The organism is Mucilaginibacter dorajii (assembly GCF_024808255.1).
GTDB classification, from domain to species: Bacteria; Bacteroidota; Bacteroidia; order Sphingobacteriales; family Sphingobacteriaceae; genus Mucilaginibacter; species Mucilaginibacter dorajii.
In genome coordinates this window covers 10,729-26,077 of sequence record NZ_JANTYS010000021.1, presented here as the reverse complement: position 1 = coordinate 26,077, position 15,349 = coordinate 10,729, and the positions used below count along the sequence as shown (strand labels likewise).

The window sequence follows — 15,349 nt, the reverse complement described above, 5'->3', positions numbered from 1 at the left end:
CAATTACCATCCCGGATTTTGTCCATCCCAGCCTTTATCGTTACCCAGGTAACGCTTGCTCACTTCATCATTAGGGAATGGAACATAATAGTACCTTGCAGGGAACGACCGTGTAACAAATGCCGTAGTTGCCCAGGTACGTTTCAAAGTACCACCAACATTACGTGCCGTAGTTACGATGCCATGTAAGGTTCCGTTCAATACAGATTTGGCTTTTAACCAACGATTAAGATCATTATACCTGTGGCCTTCATAAGCAAACTCAATAGTGCGCTCGTTTTGTACGGCATCTCTAAATGCGGTTGCATCGCCCGGGTGTTTCTCTGGCATGCCGGCCCTTTTCCTGATCAGGTTAAGGTATTCGGTAGCCTGGCCGCTTGGTCCGGCGTACTCGTTCATCGCCTCGGCATAATTCAAATAAAACTCTGCCAGCCTAAATACCGGCCAGGCAAAATGATTATCGCTCATGTTATCAATGCGGGCAACAAACTTATAGGTTTCCATAGCGTAACCATCCACACCGGCATCGCTGCTGGCCAGGTTGCCATCGGTTGCATAATCACCTCTTTTATAGTAGGCCAGGATACCTCTTTGAGCGCTATAATACATGCCATCATAAGCGATAGTCTGGTAAAAACGAGGGTCGAGGTCAAGCGCTTTGATATCCGTTGGCAAATCGCTGCCGCTTGCAGGGAGGGTCCATTTGGTACCGTCGCGTTTTTCATATTGCTGCATAAACTCAATAGGCACGTTATTTTTTACGCCCCATTGTGCCAAACGCAATTTTGACGACAGGTACTGGCCCCATGCAGATCCATCGCCCCAGGCGTTACCGCTTGGTACCTGGTTTGATGTGTTTACCAATATCAGTTCCTGGTTGGCAAATACGTTCCATACCGATTCATAATCGGCAATGGTAGCGTAAGTTTCGCCGGTTGTTACCGTTTTACCAGTGTTGTAAAGCGATGCGCCCGATGCACCAGCAGCGTCAATTACATCTTTTGCGGCTTTTGCGGCTTTATTCCAGCGCTCGGGATCATAAGTTGGATAAGCCAAAACGGTGTCGCGGCCATCGCCATAACGGGCACCGGCTACTTCTGATTTTAGGTTGGCGGGTGTATTATAAAGCGGACTTGCAGCATATAACAAAATGCGTGATTTTAAGGCTAATGCGGCCAGCCTGGTAATACGGCCATAATCTGCAGACGGGCGGGTGGCAGGTAATAAGGTTGCCGCCAGATCGCACCATTTTACAACGCTATCAACAACAGATTGTACCGAACTGCGTGGAACTGATATTTTACCGGTACCATCCAATGGTTTATTTACAATGGGTACACCACCATAATACCTGAACAATTCATAATGCTGCATAGCGCGGCAGAACAAAGCCTGCCCTTTAACATCCTGTTTCCAGGCGTTATCGGCATCGGTAACCATGTTGATGTTTTTCAGCACCAGGTTGGCCTGCCGGATGCCTTTATAGTGCCAGCCAAAACCAGGACCATTATCGGCACCAAAACCATAATCGCAGGTGTTGTTGGCACTCATGTTACCGGTGATATAGGTGCCTGTTCCAATAGTATTTGAAGCCCAGTCATAAGCCGGGTGAATAATGTACAGCTGATCTGTAATAGCTTCGGGACGGCAGCCATCATACGTTTCAGGAAAATATCCCCTAATGCATAGCATATACATTTGCGCCACAGCATATTGCGCCTGGTTTTTGGTATGGAAAATAGTATCAACCGTTACCGCGCCACCTTTTGGTTTTTCAAGAAAACTTTTTTTACAGCCCGGTGAAAATATACCGCCGGCTAAGCAAGCTAAAAGCAGTATAATTATATTTTTTCTTTTCATAATTTCTTCTCCTGATTGATTAAAAATTAACATTTAAGCCAATATTGTAGGTTTTGGTAAGCGGGTAACCCACGTAGCCCAAATTCTCGGGATCGCCCCAGATCTTGTTTGGCGACCAGGTGTACAGGTTTGCACCGTTCACATAAAAACGTGCCGACCGGATCCCTACTCGTTTTAAAAATGCTGGCTTAAGCGTATACCCTATCTCCATATTTTTCAACCTTGTGTATGAGGTATTTTTCAGGAAGAACGTGTTGTAGGTGGCCGCCTGGTTATATGCCGCTATCGGAAAGTCAATCCGCTCACCGGCATCATAGCGTTCCTGGGTAAACCTGTTTAAATCCACCTCAAAAAGTGATTGCTGTTTGTTAAAGTGGATGGTGCTGTTGGCAAATTTGGCAACCCCGGCTACACCTTGTAACAAGGCCGAAAAATCAAAGCCTTTATAGCTAAAGCCAAATGATAAACCATAACTAAGCTCAGGAATATCGGTTTTACCAGTGCGGATGTAATCTTTCTCGTTAATCACACCATCCTGGTTAACATCTTCCAGTCTAACCTCACCTGGTTGTAATGCCGCACCTGCATAACCCAAATCTTTTTGATAAACTGGGTTGCCCGCGGCATTGGTGTATGGTTTACCGGCTTTGTTAAGCGCCAACACAGGGCTCGATAGTTCGGGGTTACCGTTAGCATCAGTTTTGTACAGTTGCGACCATGAGGTATATAAACCCTCGGCCTGCAACATTAATGGCTGATTGATCGGTCTGCCGGTTGCAGCCTGGTATTCTAAACCCGGTACAATGGCCTCATCCTGGAAAATGATCTTGTTTTTGTTGGTTGAGGCGTTGCCTTTTATCCACCAGGTAAACTTACCAGGGGTACTGTTATAAGTAAGCTCTAACTCATTACCCCAGTTTTTCACCTCGCCTAAGTTATAAGGTGGCAAAGTAGCCTGTACAATAGCCGGGACGGTGCCTTTGTATGACAGGATGTTGATACGATGCTCGTTGTAATGATCAAACACTAAGGTTACCCTATCGCCAAACAAATGGGCTTCTAAGCCAATGTTTGATTTGGTGGCGGTTTCCCAGGTTACATTGGGGTTACCAATTACGCTTTCATAAGCACCCTGAATGGTGTTACGGTCATTAAGGGTACCAAAGGTATAACCGCCGCCATTATTATAACCCTGGCCATATTGCCAGGTATCGGGCAGGTACAAATAGCGGGCACCGCCAATGTTATCATTACCTACTTTACCCAAACTGCCACGTACTTTCAAATAAGTTACGTAATCGTTTTTAGGAAAGAAGGATTCGTTACTGGCTATCCAGCCCGCTGAGTACGCAGGTAAAAAACCAAACCGTTTGCCTTCGGGGAAGTTTTCTGATCCGTTATACCCCATGTTATACTCCACAAAATACCTGTTATCGTAAGCATAGGTTACCCTGCCTGCAACGCCCATGTAAGCGTGCGGAAGATCATAAGCTAAAGTTGGATCGTATTTTTTCTCGGCGTTGTACAGCAATAAACCTGTTACCGCGTGTTTTTTATCAAATGTGTGGTTATAGTTTATAGAGAACTCGCCATAAACCTTGCGCCATTTACCGTTGTTCCAATCGCTCCAGCGTTGAGGCGGAGTATCGTCATTTAACTGTACCAGGATTGGATCAAGCTTGTTACCATTAGGGTTTGCCCTTACACCATACAACAATGGTTTGTAACCACCACCTGTACGGCTGCTAAAAAAGCTATCATAAGCGCCTTTGGCATTTACGGATAAACCTTCGGTAATGAAATCCAGCTTGTGACTTAATCTTACGGCCGAGTTTAAAGTACTGTTATTGGTGATGTTATAGTTATTGCTGCTGGCAATGGCGTACAGCGGGTTAAGCTGATCATTTTGATTGCTAAACGGAACCACAAATTTGCCATCTATCATACCGGGCGAACCAAGTGGTGATGACCACAGGATCCTTTTTTGCCAGGTATAACCATCATTATCCATACCCGTTATGGTTACGAACTGGGTACCTACATCAACCGAGATCCTGAAGTTTTTATTCACATCAAAATCAAGGTTACCACGTAAGTTGTAGCGTTTCTTTTTAAACTGCATTTCATCAGAAAAAGGCATGTACGATGTATTGAACAAGCCGCCCTGGGTAAGGTATCCTAATGAAACAAAGTATTTTACAGATTCGGTACCGCCGGTAATGTTGGCGTTGTACTGGGTTTGAGGTGCAAACTTTTTAAAGATCTGCTTTTTCCAATCCTGGTCCGGGTGACCATATGGGTCATAGTAAGGATTGGGCTGTCCGTTTACCGTTGGCGTATGTGCGTTTTGGTAATATTTCAAATCCTCGGGCGAGTAATAGATGGTAGCCTCTTTAATCCAGTTGGCATCCCGTTTTTGGGCAAAATCATTCCAGGTTTTGATGTCGGCATCTTTAGAATGCTGGATCCAGTAGTTTTCGTAGCTCTGCTCGTTAAGTAGCGAGGCGTACTGGTACGAGTTAACAAAATTAGGCATCCTTGAAAACTCCGATATAGCCGTTTGCGCCGTAGCGCTTACTTTTGGCGCGCCCTCTTTACCACGCTTGGTGGTGATAAGGATTACACCATTTGCACCACGCACACCATAAACCGCTGTTGCCGATGCATCTTTCAGGATACTGATACTTTCTACCTCGTTGGCGTCGATATCATTGTAGCTATCCCTCACAATACCATCAACCATGATCAATGGCGCGGTTTGGCCTGTGTAAGTACCAATACCACGTACGTATAAGGTTGAGTTATCATCGCCCGGTTTGCCGGATGTTTGGATAGCTGTTAAACCCGATAAACGACCAGCCAAAGCATTACTTAAGTTAGCCACCGGCGACTGCGTCAAATCTTTAGTACCTATGGTAGAGATTGCACCTGTAATTGATTCCTTTTTTTGCGTACCGTAACCAACAACAATTACTTCGTTTAAGCCTTGTTGAGTGTCTTCCAGTATTACATTCAATTCCGAACTGCCTGTAAGCGCTACCTCCTTAGGGGTAAAACCAATGAAAGTAAATACCAGCGTGGCGTTAGCGTCAGATACGTTGATGGCGTAACTACCATCGGTACCGGTTACCGCTATTGATTTGCCTCCCTTTTCCTTCACCGTTACACCCGGTACGGGTAAACCCAATTTATCGGTTACTTTACCTGTAATTTTTTTGGGCGGAGCATTGGAGTTATTTTGATTGGTTGATTTTTTTTGAATGAGTATGGTTTTATCCTCAATAGAATAAGTTAAAGGTTGTTTACCCATCAGGGCATCCATGGCCTGGCTTATGGTAACGTTGCTCAAATCTACCGTAACGGGTCTGGCTAACTTTATATCGTCAGAATTATAAAGAAAATCGTAGCTGGTTTGCGTACGTATTTCTTCAAACACTTCTTTTAAAGTAGCTTGTTTAACTTTTAAGGTTACCTTTTGCGCGTAAGTAGCAGCAGATACCTGTAAAAAAGTTGCCGTTAGCAAAATAAGAGTTAGCTTCATAATAAGCACAGGTTTGTATAGGCGCCCACGTAGTTTGCCGCAAGTAAATGCAGTAAAAATTTTATACATTTGAATGTCAGTTTATTAATAAAGTGGTTGTATTCGCTGCAATTAATTTCATTATCTGACTAAGCTGCACAGCGGCTTGAAGCCAGGGGCGGTACGAACGCTCCTGGTTTTCTTTTTTTATGCAGATAATTACTGGTATTGAATAAGAGGAGATGTAAAACTATTCCATAACAGTAACCCTCCTTCCCGAAACTTTAAAGTGAATTTTCCCAATTTTTTCAAGGTTTTTCAATAGCTCATCAATGCCTTTTGAGCGGTAAAACGTGCCGCCAAAATTTTGATTAGCAAAATTTCCTTTCAACTCCACATCCACATCATACCAGCGGGAAACCTTTTTCATGATGGTGGCTATATTATCGTCATTAAATATAAAGTAGCCGTTTTTCCAGGCCATTACTTCGTTAATGTTTGCCTGTGCTACGCGAATCTGGTTGGCATCGGCATCATTACTTACCATAGCCTGCCATCCTGGTTTTAACACAAACTGGTTATTGTTTTTACTCACCTGTACCAATCCTTCCAGCAAGGTGGTGGTCACCTCCTGATCATCACTATAAGCAGAAATATTAAAATGCGTGCCCAGCACCCTTATTTGCGTATTGTTGCTGGTTACGTAAAAGGGTTTGTCTTTATTTTTGGCCACCTCAAAGTAGGCTTCACCAGTAAGTTTTACACGGCGCTCGTTGCCCGAAAATTCAACCGGGTAACTTAAAGATGATGCCGAGTTTAACCACACCTGTGTACCATCAGGTAATACCACCTGGTACTGGCCGCCACGCGGGGTCGATAGCATATTGTACACCAATGCATTATCAATCACTTTAGGTTTAACACCTGCGGCTTGGGTATTGTAAGCCAATTTGCCGTCGGCAATTTTGTTTACCTCAACTTTACCGGCTTTGGCAAGGGTGCCATTAGCTTTGTTATCCAACACAATTACTTTTCCATTGGCCAGCGTTAAAACGGCTTTATTACCCCCGGGTAATATTTTGGTTGATTTTATCGCGGCAACCCCATTTTGATTTTGGGGAATTTTGTTTTTATTTATAAAGTATACACCGACAGCGCTAAAAAAGGTGACAACTGCTGCTACCTTTGTTATAGTGATGAATAGGCTTAAAATTTTTGCTTTAGGTTTTGCAGTTTTAGATTCAATAAAACGTGGATCGGCTTTAATGCTATCAAGCACGTTGCGGGCTTGCAGGGGAGTTAGCTCCGGACCTTCATCAAGCTTTAATAGTTTTTCGTCAACAACACCAGATACTTCGCCCGGGTTATCTTTCAGGTAGTTCAACAACTCTTCGCAATCATAGCTGTTGATGGTGCCATCAAAATACTGCTGCAGCAAATACTTTAGCTTGTCTTGGTTCATACAATTGGTTTATAACAGGGTACCCGGAAGGGGTTAGTTATGTAGAGAACACGCAGCAACGGGTATAGGACTACCCGGTATGAAAATATTTTTATTTTTTGAGCTGAGAATTTGGTTTGGAGAAGTTATACCGTCAATAAGAAACCAAAAGCTGAAACTGGCGCATATTATTACAGGAATCAACAAAATGGCAATAGCTTAAAAGAAGAAGAATAGCGGGGCCAAATAAATAAGATCGGAATACTGTAACTGGGATTTGAGGGTTTTAAGTGCCTCTACCATATGGTTTTTTACTGTATTGGGCGATATATGCAGCTGTTCGGCAATTTCTTTGTGAGTAAGATGCTCTGTTCTGCTTAACCTGAAAATAAGCTGCTGCTGTTTTGGAAGCTTACAAATAATCTGTTCTGCAAATTGCTCCAGGTCATGAACCAGTATATCTTCTTCGGTATCATTATGTATGGTAGTTACATGATGTACCAATTTTTCGGTAAGCTGGCGCGATTGACTAATTTTCCTTAGCGCGTTTAGTGACAGCCTTTTAGCTATCACATACAAGTACAGCCAAATATTACCTTCGGCATTTAATTTTTCACGCCCTGTCCAAAGGTTTATAAAACACTCCTGTACAATTTCCTGGCTTTGCTCACTATCTTTTAAAAACCTGTAAGCCAAGCGGTAAACTTTACTACTGTATGCGTCATAAATTGCATCGAAAGCGGCCTCATCGCCTGCTATCAATTGTTGAATATAACCGCCGTTAATTTCCTGGTGCACTTTGAACTGTTTATAATTGGTTTATAAATATAAAGAGTAAATTTCCGCAAATCCTAACATTAAATTAAAGTAGTGGTGTTGTAGGGGCAATAAAAACTCATTTATAACGTCTTAGCCAACATTCTAAAAACTACCTAAAACACTGTATTACAGCAAGTAACAAATAAAAAACACACCTGCAATATTTTTTTTAAATTTTCTTTAAAGAATCCATCCTAATTGTGTAGCACCTACACCTTTAAGCTCTGCAAGTTTCATACAAATTATATTGGTAGTAGTAGCGTTTAACCATCGGTTAACGTAATGGCTGTTATAGATATACTTACAAACTATGAGAAAATTATTTACAAAAGGGGCAGGCATGATCGGGATGGTGTGTTTGCTTAGTGGCCTGTTAACTTCATGCCTTAAAGATCATAACAATTACTATGTTGCCCCACCAGTTGCACTGGTATCTGCTATCAATGCGTCGCCAGATGCCCAACCGGTTGATTTTTACCTTGATCAAAACAGGGGCAACAACTTTTCAATTAAAAGTGGTGAAAGCCAGGATTACATCAGAGCTTATACTGGCAAAAGAACAGTATCTTTTTACGTAGGCGCAAGCAGGCAGGCTATTAAATCAGATACCTTAACCCTTAAAGCCAACAAACTTTATTCTGTTTTTTTAGCCAACCAGGTAAGTACGCCAGATTTGTTGGTAATTGCCGATTCGGTTAGCCAACCGGCAGCAGGTAAATTTGCGGTACGATTTGTAAACCTTAGTCCCGATGCGGGCGCGGCCGACCTGGCCATTAAAGGCGGAGCGGTATTAGCCTCAAATATTGCGTACAAACATTACTCCATGTTTACACCAGTTACAACCGGCAGTAATACCAATACCTATGAAGTGCGTAAAGCTGGTACAACAACGGTGTTATACACGCTTACCGACGCTTCATTCAGATCGAACACCATTAACACTATATGGTTGCAAGGCCTGGCCGCCGCTACAGATGTGAAAAAAATTAGTGCCCACACCCAGGAAAATGTGATCTATTATTGATCCTTCTTTAATTAAGAACAAAAAAGGCACCTCCGGGTGCCTTTTTTGTTGATAGAGAGATTTGGATGGCAGTTATCTTTATCAGACGATTTTCTTTTACTGCCTGGCATTATTTTCAATATCATCCAAAACTGTTGTGTTGCGCAACAAGTGAAACAGCTTAAAATACCATCTACTTACAAATCAACATGTTGTGAATTGCCATAATTTTCGAAACGCAACAAAACCGAAACAGCTGGTAAAAAAACGAAGCAATACCAGCCATGACATTTTGTAAAAACATTTGTCATCCTGAAGGTAGTGAAGGATCTTCTTCGCTATAAAAATCTGCGATGAGCAGGACGAAGAAGATCCTTCGTTGCAACCCATGACAACTTAAAGAACCCGTCATTGCGAGTTATAAAATCCGCAGACTGTGAAGGTGGAAATGACGTAAGAACTACCTTCTACACCCTGTCATTCTGAGGCACGAAGGATGACAAACATTTTTTACAAAACGTCATGGGTAGGAGGAACGACGAAGCAATTTCCTACTTACAGGGCGGATCTGCATAGTCGGGGATTGCTTCGTGCCTACCCATGACAAGTTATAAAACGGAAGTCATCCTTGTTTCAGGACCCCACAGGACAGGTTTCCCGCATGAAGTACACTTAGCATGGGTGGTGCCGAAACAAGTTCGGCATGACAGCGGGGTTAAAGGTGTTGTCATTCTACCTTCAAAGGCCGCGGATTTTACAACTCGCAATGACGCGTTTTATTTGTCATTTTCCCCTTCAGAAGCCACCGGATTTTATAACTCGCAATGACGATTGTTTTTTTGTTTAACCTTGATGTATACTCGTCAATAACACTTTTTAGTTATAATTAATATCAACACAAAAGGCGCTTTACAGCGCCTTTTGTGTTGATATTAATATAGGTAGATGATAGATTGCTTTTATTATTTCCCTTTAAGCTGAACCATAACCTGTATGGTTTTTAAAATAATGTTCATTTCGCTATTGAAGGAGATGTTGTTCAGGTAAAGTAAATCGTACCGCACGCGGTTCAGCATCTGGTCAACGTTTTCGGCATAACCGTAGTTTACCTGGCCAATAGAGGTAAGCCCTGGTTTAAGTGTTAATAGTTTTTTATAATTAGGAGATTTTTCTAAAAGTTGTTCAATAAAGAATTGGCGTTCTGGCCTTGGGCCAACTATTGACATTTCGCCTATTAAAACATTCCAAAACTGTGGCAATTCATCCAGTCTTGATTTGCGGATGATCCTACCCCATTTAGTAATGCGGGGATCATTCTCGCTTGATAATTGTGGTCCGGCAGTTTCTGAATTAATATACATACTGCGGAACTTATAGATGTTGAATATTTTCCTATCCCTGCCAACCCTTTCCTGGCGATAAAAAACAGGTCCTTTTGAGGTTAATTTAGTGGCAATAATCAGCAATAAAAATACCGGTGCCCCCACTATCATTACCAACGAGGAAAATGCCAGGTCAAAAACTCTTTTAAACAATATAATTTTCAGGCTAAGCTCGGGGTTTGCTGTAAGCTGTATTACCGGCAAGTTATCGTAATTAATAACGCTGGCATAATTGTTACTTAAAAACAGGTCGGAAACCAATTTTATTTTAACCTTGTGCTGGTCGCCCAGATCAACCACCTTTTGTAGTAAAGGCAACTGCATATTTTTATAGCAAATGAATATTTCATCTGCATGTTTGTCAAATAATTTTTTCAGCAATAACTCATCCGAAAGCTGTTCGATCATTTCTTCGGTGATCAAATCAATGAAATAATAGCCATATTCTGGATGACGGGAAAATGTTCTTACTAATTTATCGGCAATTAATTTATTACCAATTAAAAGAATATGTTTACGATTGTAGCCTTTTTTACGGATGTAATCAAGCAAAAAGAATATGGTTGACCTTTGCAAAACAATGAGCACCAAAAACATGCTATAGGTAAAAAACATCTCCCAGCGGCTAACCTCGTACAACTTAAAAAAGTATATCGTTCCAAGTACTGTTAGCAGATGGTATATCAATGAAGTCAAAAATTTATTGACAGTATTACTTAAAACTAAGGGCCTGTGAATTACATAGTTTTTAGTGAGCGAGGCTATGGATACCCACGCCATATTAACTAAAAGGATAAAGTTAACAGAATGAACCTCGTCCGAAAAATACCTAAACACAAGTGAATGAGCACATTGTAAAGAGATATTTAATATCAGCAAATCACTTATAAAAGTGAAAACCGGAAGTAATTTAGAGTAGCGTATATTCATAGATAAGGTGATGCAAATGTAGTATTTTTACTTTTAAAACGCATTAAGAATATTAAAAATGATAAAAATTACCAGTATTTATTACCATTACGTTTAATAATCCATTAACGCTACAACACTCCGTAAATTATTTACGCTTAAATTTATAATATCAATGATATGTTATTTGCATCCGCATTTCTATGCTATTAATTTAGCCATGCAAATGCCAGCAACATTCACTATTTATTTTCAATTAATTAATAATTTATTAACAATAATAATTTGGAAGGAGTAAAAATCCCGGTTTCTTAGTTAGATGCGCCTACTTCCAATAAAAATGATGCATTGACAGTTTCTTGAGCAGTGACCGGGACATTTTTTTATAAAAACCGCCGCTCTTGTAGCCAAGCCACTTGGCACCTAATGAAGAAATTGATTTGACGATACTTTTAGGATCATGTTTCAAAACATATTGTAACTCCGAAACCATAAATTTAATGCCAGCTCCGGTGGGCTTTCCGTAAGTGTCAATTATCCATTTATTTTGTTCGTGAAACACTCTTGTATCAAAATAGCGTTTAAATTCTTCACTAACGGTGTAGCTATGTGAATGGTAAACCGCGGCATTAGCTACGTAAGCTTTTTTATAACCCGCCTGTATCATTTTAGCAGCCACTATGGCATCCTCGCCCATAATAGAGTCAGTTGGGAAGCCTCCTACTTTCATTAACGCGCTATAACGGTAAGCAGCGAAAGAATTTGAGCAAAATGTTATTTTAAAGCCCAACTTATCCGCATCTGCAATAGAGTTTATTACAGGCTCATCAGGATAATTAAACAAGCGGGCATGTGTTTCTAAAGGTTTTGCATTTTGATGAGGGAGTTGCCTTCCATAAGCCATACCCACCTCAGGATCTTCAAAAGCATCAACAATATTTTTAATACTTTCTGGCGAAGCAAGAATTGCATCCTGGGTTAAAAAAACGCATATATCCGCGTCATTTGATAAATCGGCAGCTTGTTGCCGCGTTTTGCCGTGATTAAATTCAGCCTTTTTTATTTCAACCACATCAAAACCGTATTGCCTGGCTAAAGGAACAGTATCATCAGATGAACCCGAGTCAATGATAATTTTAGTTCTAATTTCAATTGTTTGACTCCTTATACTGTCAAGTGTATTTAACCATTCTTTACCAGCATTGAGAGTAGGAATTAATAACGCTACTTTAAAATTCAGTTTCATAAATTTTTCAAACTTACTCGTACTTTACAGAAGAATTTGAATATGAAAAAAGCTTGCTTGCGTTGGTTTTATAATCATTTAAAAGCACCTTATTTGCATTTCAAGGTATTTGATTGTTATCACTATCAAATAGACTCAAATTATATTATTGGTTTTAAATGAACGACGCTGAATATTTTTCTCCAACAAACCTTTAACCATTCCTTTTATGATTGCAAACATTTTCCTAAAACCTCGCTTTTCCATAAAGATAGATCTACCGGAATCTAATATAAATACCAAAAAATCGTTGATTATAAAACCTGGATAATATTTCAAGTATCTTCTCCAAACTATAATTCTATTTTTTGACATCAATTCTTTTCGTTCTATTGAATAATTAGTAGGAGACCATCTACCGCTTTGATTATTTCTATTACCAATACCATGGGGTATGAACAATCCCGTATCTATTTTTATTTTAAACTCTAAGCGCTTTAAAGCCAAACAAAAATCAATGTCACAACCATCAATTACCAATCTTTCATCGTAATAAATATCCTGAGGTATTAATTTTATGTTTAATAACGATGCGCTATTAATTGTAAATAAAACATCAACTATACCGATGTCCGAATTTGGCCAGGTATTTTGGGGGCACCACCTACCTCGATCAATTAATACGCGGCCAGGATACCCCGTATTAAGATTAACAAACCTTGGAGATATAATTCCAATATTCGGATATTTTAATAACGAATCAATAAGCCTTTTTGTGATGCCCAATATTGGTTGGGTATCTTGATCAAAGATTTGTAAAAAATCAAATTTTTCATCCCGGGCCTTTTTTATAGCAACATTTAATGCACCGGCAACAGTACCTATATTTCTATTAAAATAAATTGAGCTATTTGTAGGAAATTGATAACCGCTGTTTGCTAAGCTGTCATCGGGAGAATTATCAACTATTAATAAAAAATCTACTTGTTGAGCAATTATTGTACAAATATTATTAAAGCCATCTTCTGGATAATATGCTAAAATACAAGCAAGGGTTGAGTAATTCATGTTGCGGAACGCTTTTCAAATTTAAACATTAAAGCAGGTATCATTAAAATTGTAAACATTAAAATATCTAACGAAAGTATTGAGAATTCGCCATTACGGAAGAGATTAAAGGCTTTGAATGTAAGATAAATTAAAAAAATTTTCAACCAGGGAGATTTGCTTTTATTAAAAGAGACCGATACTGTTCTGAATAAAACACCCAGGATAAATACATTTATAAATGGTACAATAAACCCATACATATATGTTATTCCAGCAATACCAATAACTGGCGTAGCTGCTGGATCTCCGACTTCATTTTTAAAATATTGTACGGCTATACTGCTTTTGTTGAATAAAAACGGACGTAGTATTGTTGCTTCCGTGATTCCGCGAAGTGGGTTGTATAATTCGTTTTGCTGAATTATATATGAGCTATATGAAACCGGCGATAGCTCCTCCGAGTTCAGGTCATATATTTTTTTCCCTTCATCCCCTATACGCAGGCTCATAATAAAAACAACAATCACGAGGCTTGACACACCTAATAATAACCACTTAACTTTAGAAATCCCTTTGCCTTTAGCCAATAACAAAAAACATATCGACATAATCGCTACTTCTCGCCGCCCAAGAAAAAAATAGAATACAACTATCAGAACAGAAAATAATCCGCCAATAAAATTTAAAAAAAAACCATCTTCTTTACGAATAAGTGCAAAGCCTATTAAACCACTTATGCCTAAAAAAAAATATAAAAGTAAGTGTTCATCGGCTATAAGCCCTCCGCTTACTATAGCGAGCAAAGGGTCACTTAATATTAGTGAAACGTATTTAATTTTCACCTCTATCATGAGTATTGATGATAGAGACAAACTCCAATAAAAAAAAATCAATAGCTTTCTTACCCAATCATTTATGAGTATGAAATTAAAATTCACCTTAATAGCTGGTGCGGTAATAAAAATAATAAGTAAAAAAAAATTGATAAAAATTGCAATTAATGCAAAAACAGGCTCAACAACAATATGCCGTGTAAACCCATCAGGCAAATTAAGATGTCCGAATTTAATAATACTTAAAAAAGCTGGGCTTGAATAAATGACCACCGTTATAACAGCTGCTAATAAAGGAGGCTCACTGCGTACTCTATTTACTATCTTAAGGGTTTTACTTTCAAAATTTGTCATTTTTTGAGCTTATCAATAAGCCGTTTTGATTTTCCGTTATCTAAATTACCTTTAATTCCATCTGTAATTGCATTAAAGAAAAAGCTCAACCGCCCGGGAAGCAATATCGGGTTGGTAAATATATGCCTTGTAAATTCGCGTGCTAATACAGGAAAAGAAATTATTATAGCGGCTAACACCCCTTTTCTTTTTCTTACTATAAAGGCTTTATTACGAGGGGAAAAATATTTAATAAATAGTTTTTGTTTAGGTGTAGGCTTGTTAAATTTTAACCATTTACTTTTTTCGTGAACGTGAGCAGCTTCTTTATGAAAAATCATTGCTGAATAAACTAATAATGACTTCAATCCAGCATCTTTCATTCTTATTGAGTATTCAAAATCATCATGATGTAAAAAAAGCTCAGCTTTTGGTATTCCCACTATTTGCACTGCTTTTTTTGAATACAATGGCCCTACAAATGATACAAATTCTACATTTTCAACATAATCAGTATTTATTTTATCTTCCCGAAGTAAATGCGGTACACTTTCAAACTTTGTCAAACTCTCTACTATAGTTCCTCTATGCATAACATCAACCTTATTAGTCGACGCCTTTAATAACAAAGGAGCTATAATATCTACGTCGTTATTATTTGCCGCTTTAAGGCAATTTTCCAGGCAGTTTAATGCTGGCTCGGCATCGTCATCCATAACCCAAATCCAGTCAAAGTTTTCTTTGCTGGCCATTGATATCCCCTTTGAAAACCCCCCTGAGCTGCCCAGATTCTCTTGATTAACAATAAAAAATCCATCTTGTTGAGCAAGCCATTCTGTTGTACCGTCTGTACTACCATTATTAACAATAAAAATTTTATTGATTTTTAAGGTTTGATTTTTAAGAGCAATTAAACATTCCTTTAATAAGGATAACCTATTATAAGTAACAACTACTACAGCAATTCTCATTTA

10 protein-coding genes are annotated in these 15,349 nt (G+C 39.3%); 1 reads left to right on the top strand and 9 read right to left on the bottom strand.

The features are described 5' to 3' along the window. Positions 1-3: 3 nt before the first annotated feature. From FHS10_RS22610 to FHS10_RS22595, 4 genes are all read right to left on the bottom strand, one after another. Positions 4-1,860 (bottom strand): RagB/SusD family nutrient uptake outer membrane protein, encoded by a 1,857-nt coding sequence (locus tag FHS10_RS22610; protein ID WP_259095488.1) that lies wholly within the window; start codon positions 1,858-1,860, stop codon positions 4-6. Between the two features lie 19 nt (positions 1,861-1,879). After that, positions 1,880-5,401, bottom strand: coding sequence for a TonB-dependent receptor (locus FHS10_RS22605; protein WP_259095486.1), 3,522 nt, complete (start codon positions 5,399-5,401; stop codon positions 1,880-1,882). Positions 5,402-5,630: 229 nt separating this feature from the next. Further along, positions 5,631-6,842: a FecR family protein gene (locus FHS10_RS22600; protein WP_259095484.1), complete on the bottom strand. Its 1,212-nt coding sequence runs from the start codon at positions 6,840-6,842 to the stop codon at positions 5,631-5,633. Positions 6,843-7,040: 198 nt separating this feature from the next. Further along, positions 7,041-7,619: an RNA polymerase sigma factor gene (locus FHS10_RS22595; RefSeq protein WP_259095483.1), complete on the bottom strand. Its 579-nt coding sequence runs from the start codon at positions 7,617-7,619 to the stop codon at positions 7,041-7,043. Between the two features lie 331 nt (positions 7,620-7,950). Between FHS10_RS22595 and FHS10_RS22590 the strand changes: the two genes are divergently transcribed. Beyond that, complete coding sequence (locus FHS10_RS22590; RefSeq protein ID WP_259095477.1) at positions 7,951-8,664, top strand: DUF4397 domain-containing protein; 714 nt, start codon at positions 7,951-7,953, stop codon at positions 8,662-8,664. 941 nt (positions 8,665-9,605) lie between these two features. Here FHS10_RS22590 and FHS10_RS22585 read toward each other — a convergent pair. The 5 genes from FHS10_RS22585 to FHS10_RS22565 form a co-directional block, all read right to left on the bottom strand. After that, positions 9,606-10,955: a sugar transferase gene (locus FHS10_RS22585; protein WP_259095475.1), complete on the bottom strand. Its 1,350-nt coding sequence runs from the start codon at positions 10,953-10,955 to the stop codon at positions 9,606-9,608. Positions 10,956-11,259: 304 nt separating this feature from the next. Further along, entirely contained in the window at positions 11,260-12,180 is a 921-nt protein-coding gene (locus FHS10_RS22580; RefSeq protein ID WP_259095461.1) for a glycosyltransferase family 2 protein, read from the bottom strand. 135 nt (positions 12,181-12,315) lie between these two features. Then, entirely contained in the window at positions 12,316-13,227 is a 912-nt protein-coding gene (locus FHS10_RS22575) for a glycosyltransferase family protein (protein WP_259095459.1), read from the bottom strand. Then, positions 13,224-14,396, bottom strand: a complete 1,173-nt coding sequence (locus tag FHS10_RS22570; RefSeq protein ID WP_259095457.1) for a hypothetical protein — start codon at positions 14,394-14,396, stop codon at positions 13,224-13,226. The genes FHS10_RS22575 and FHS10_RS22570 overlap by 4 nt, the downstream gene beginning before the upstream one ends. Then, on the bottom strand, positions 14,393-15,346 hold the full coding sequence (locus tag FHS10_RS22565; protein ID WP_259095455.1) for a glycosyltransferase: 954 nt from the start codon (positions 15,344-15,346) through the stop codon (positions 14,393-14,395). Before FHS10_RS22565 ends, FHS10_RS22570 begins: the two co-directional genes overlap by 4 nt. Positions 15,347-15,349 lie beyond the last annotated feature (3 nt).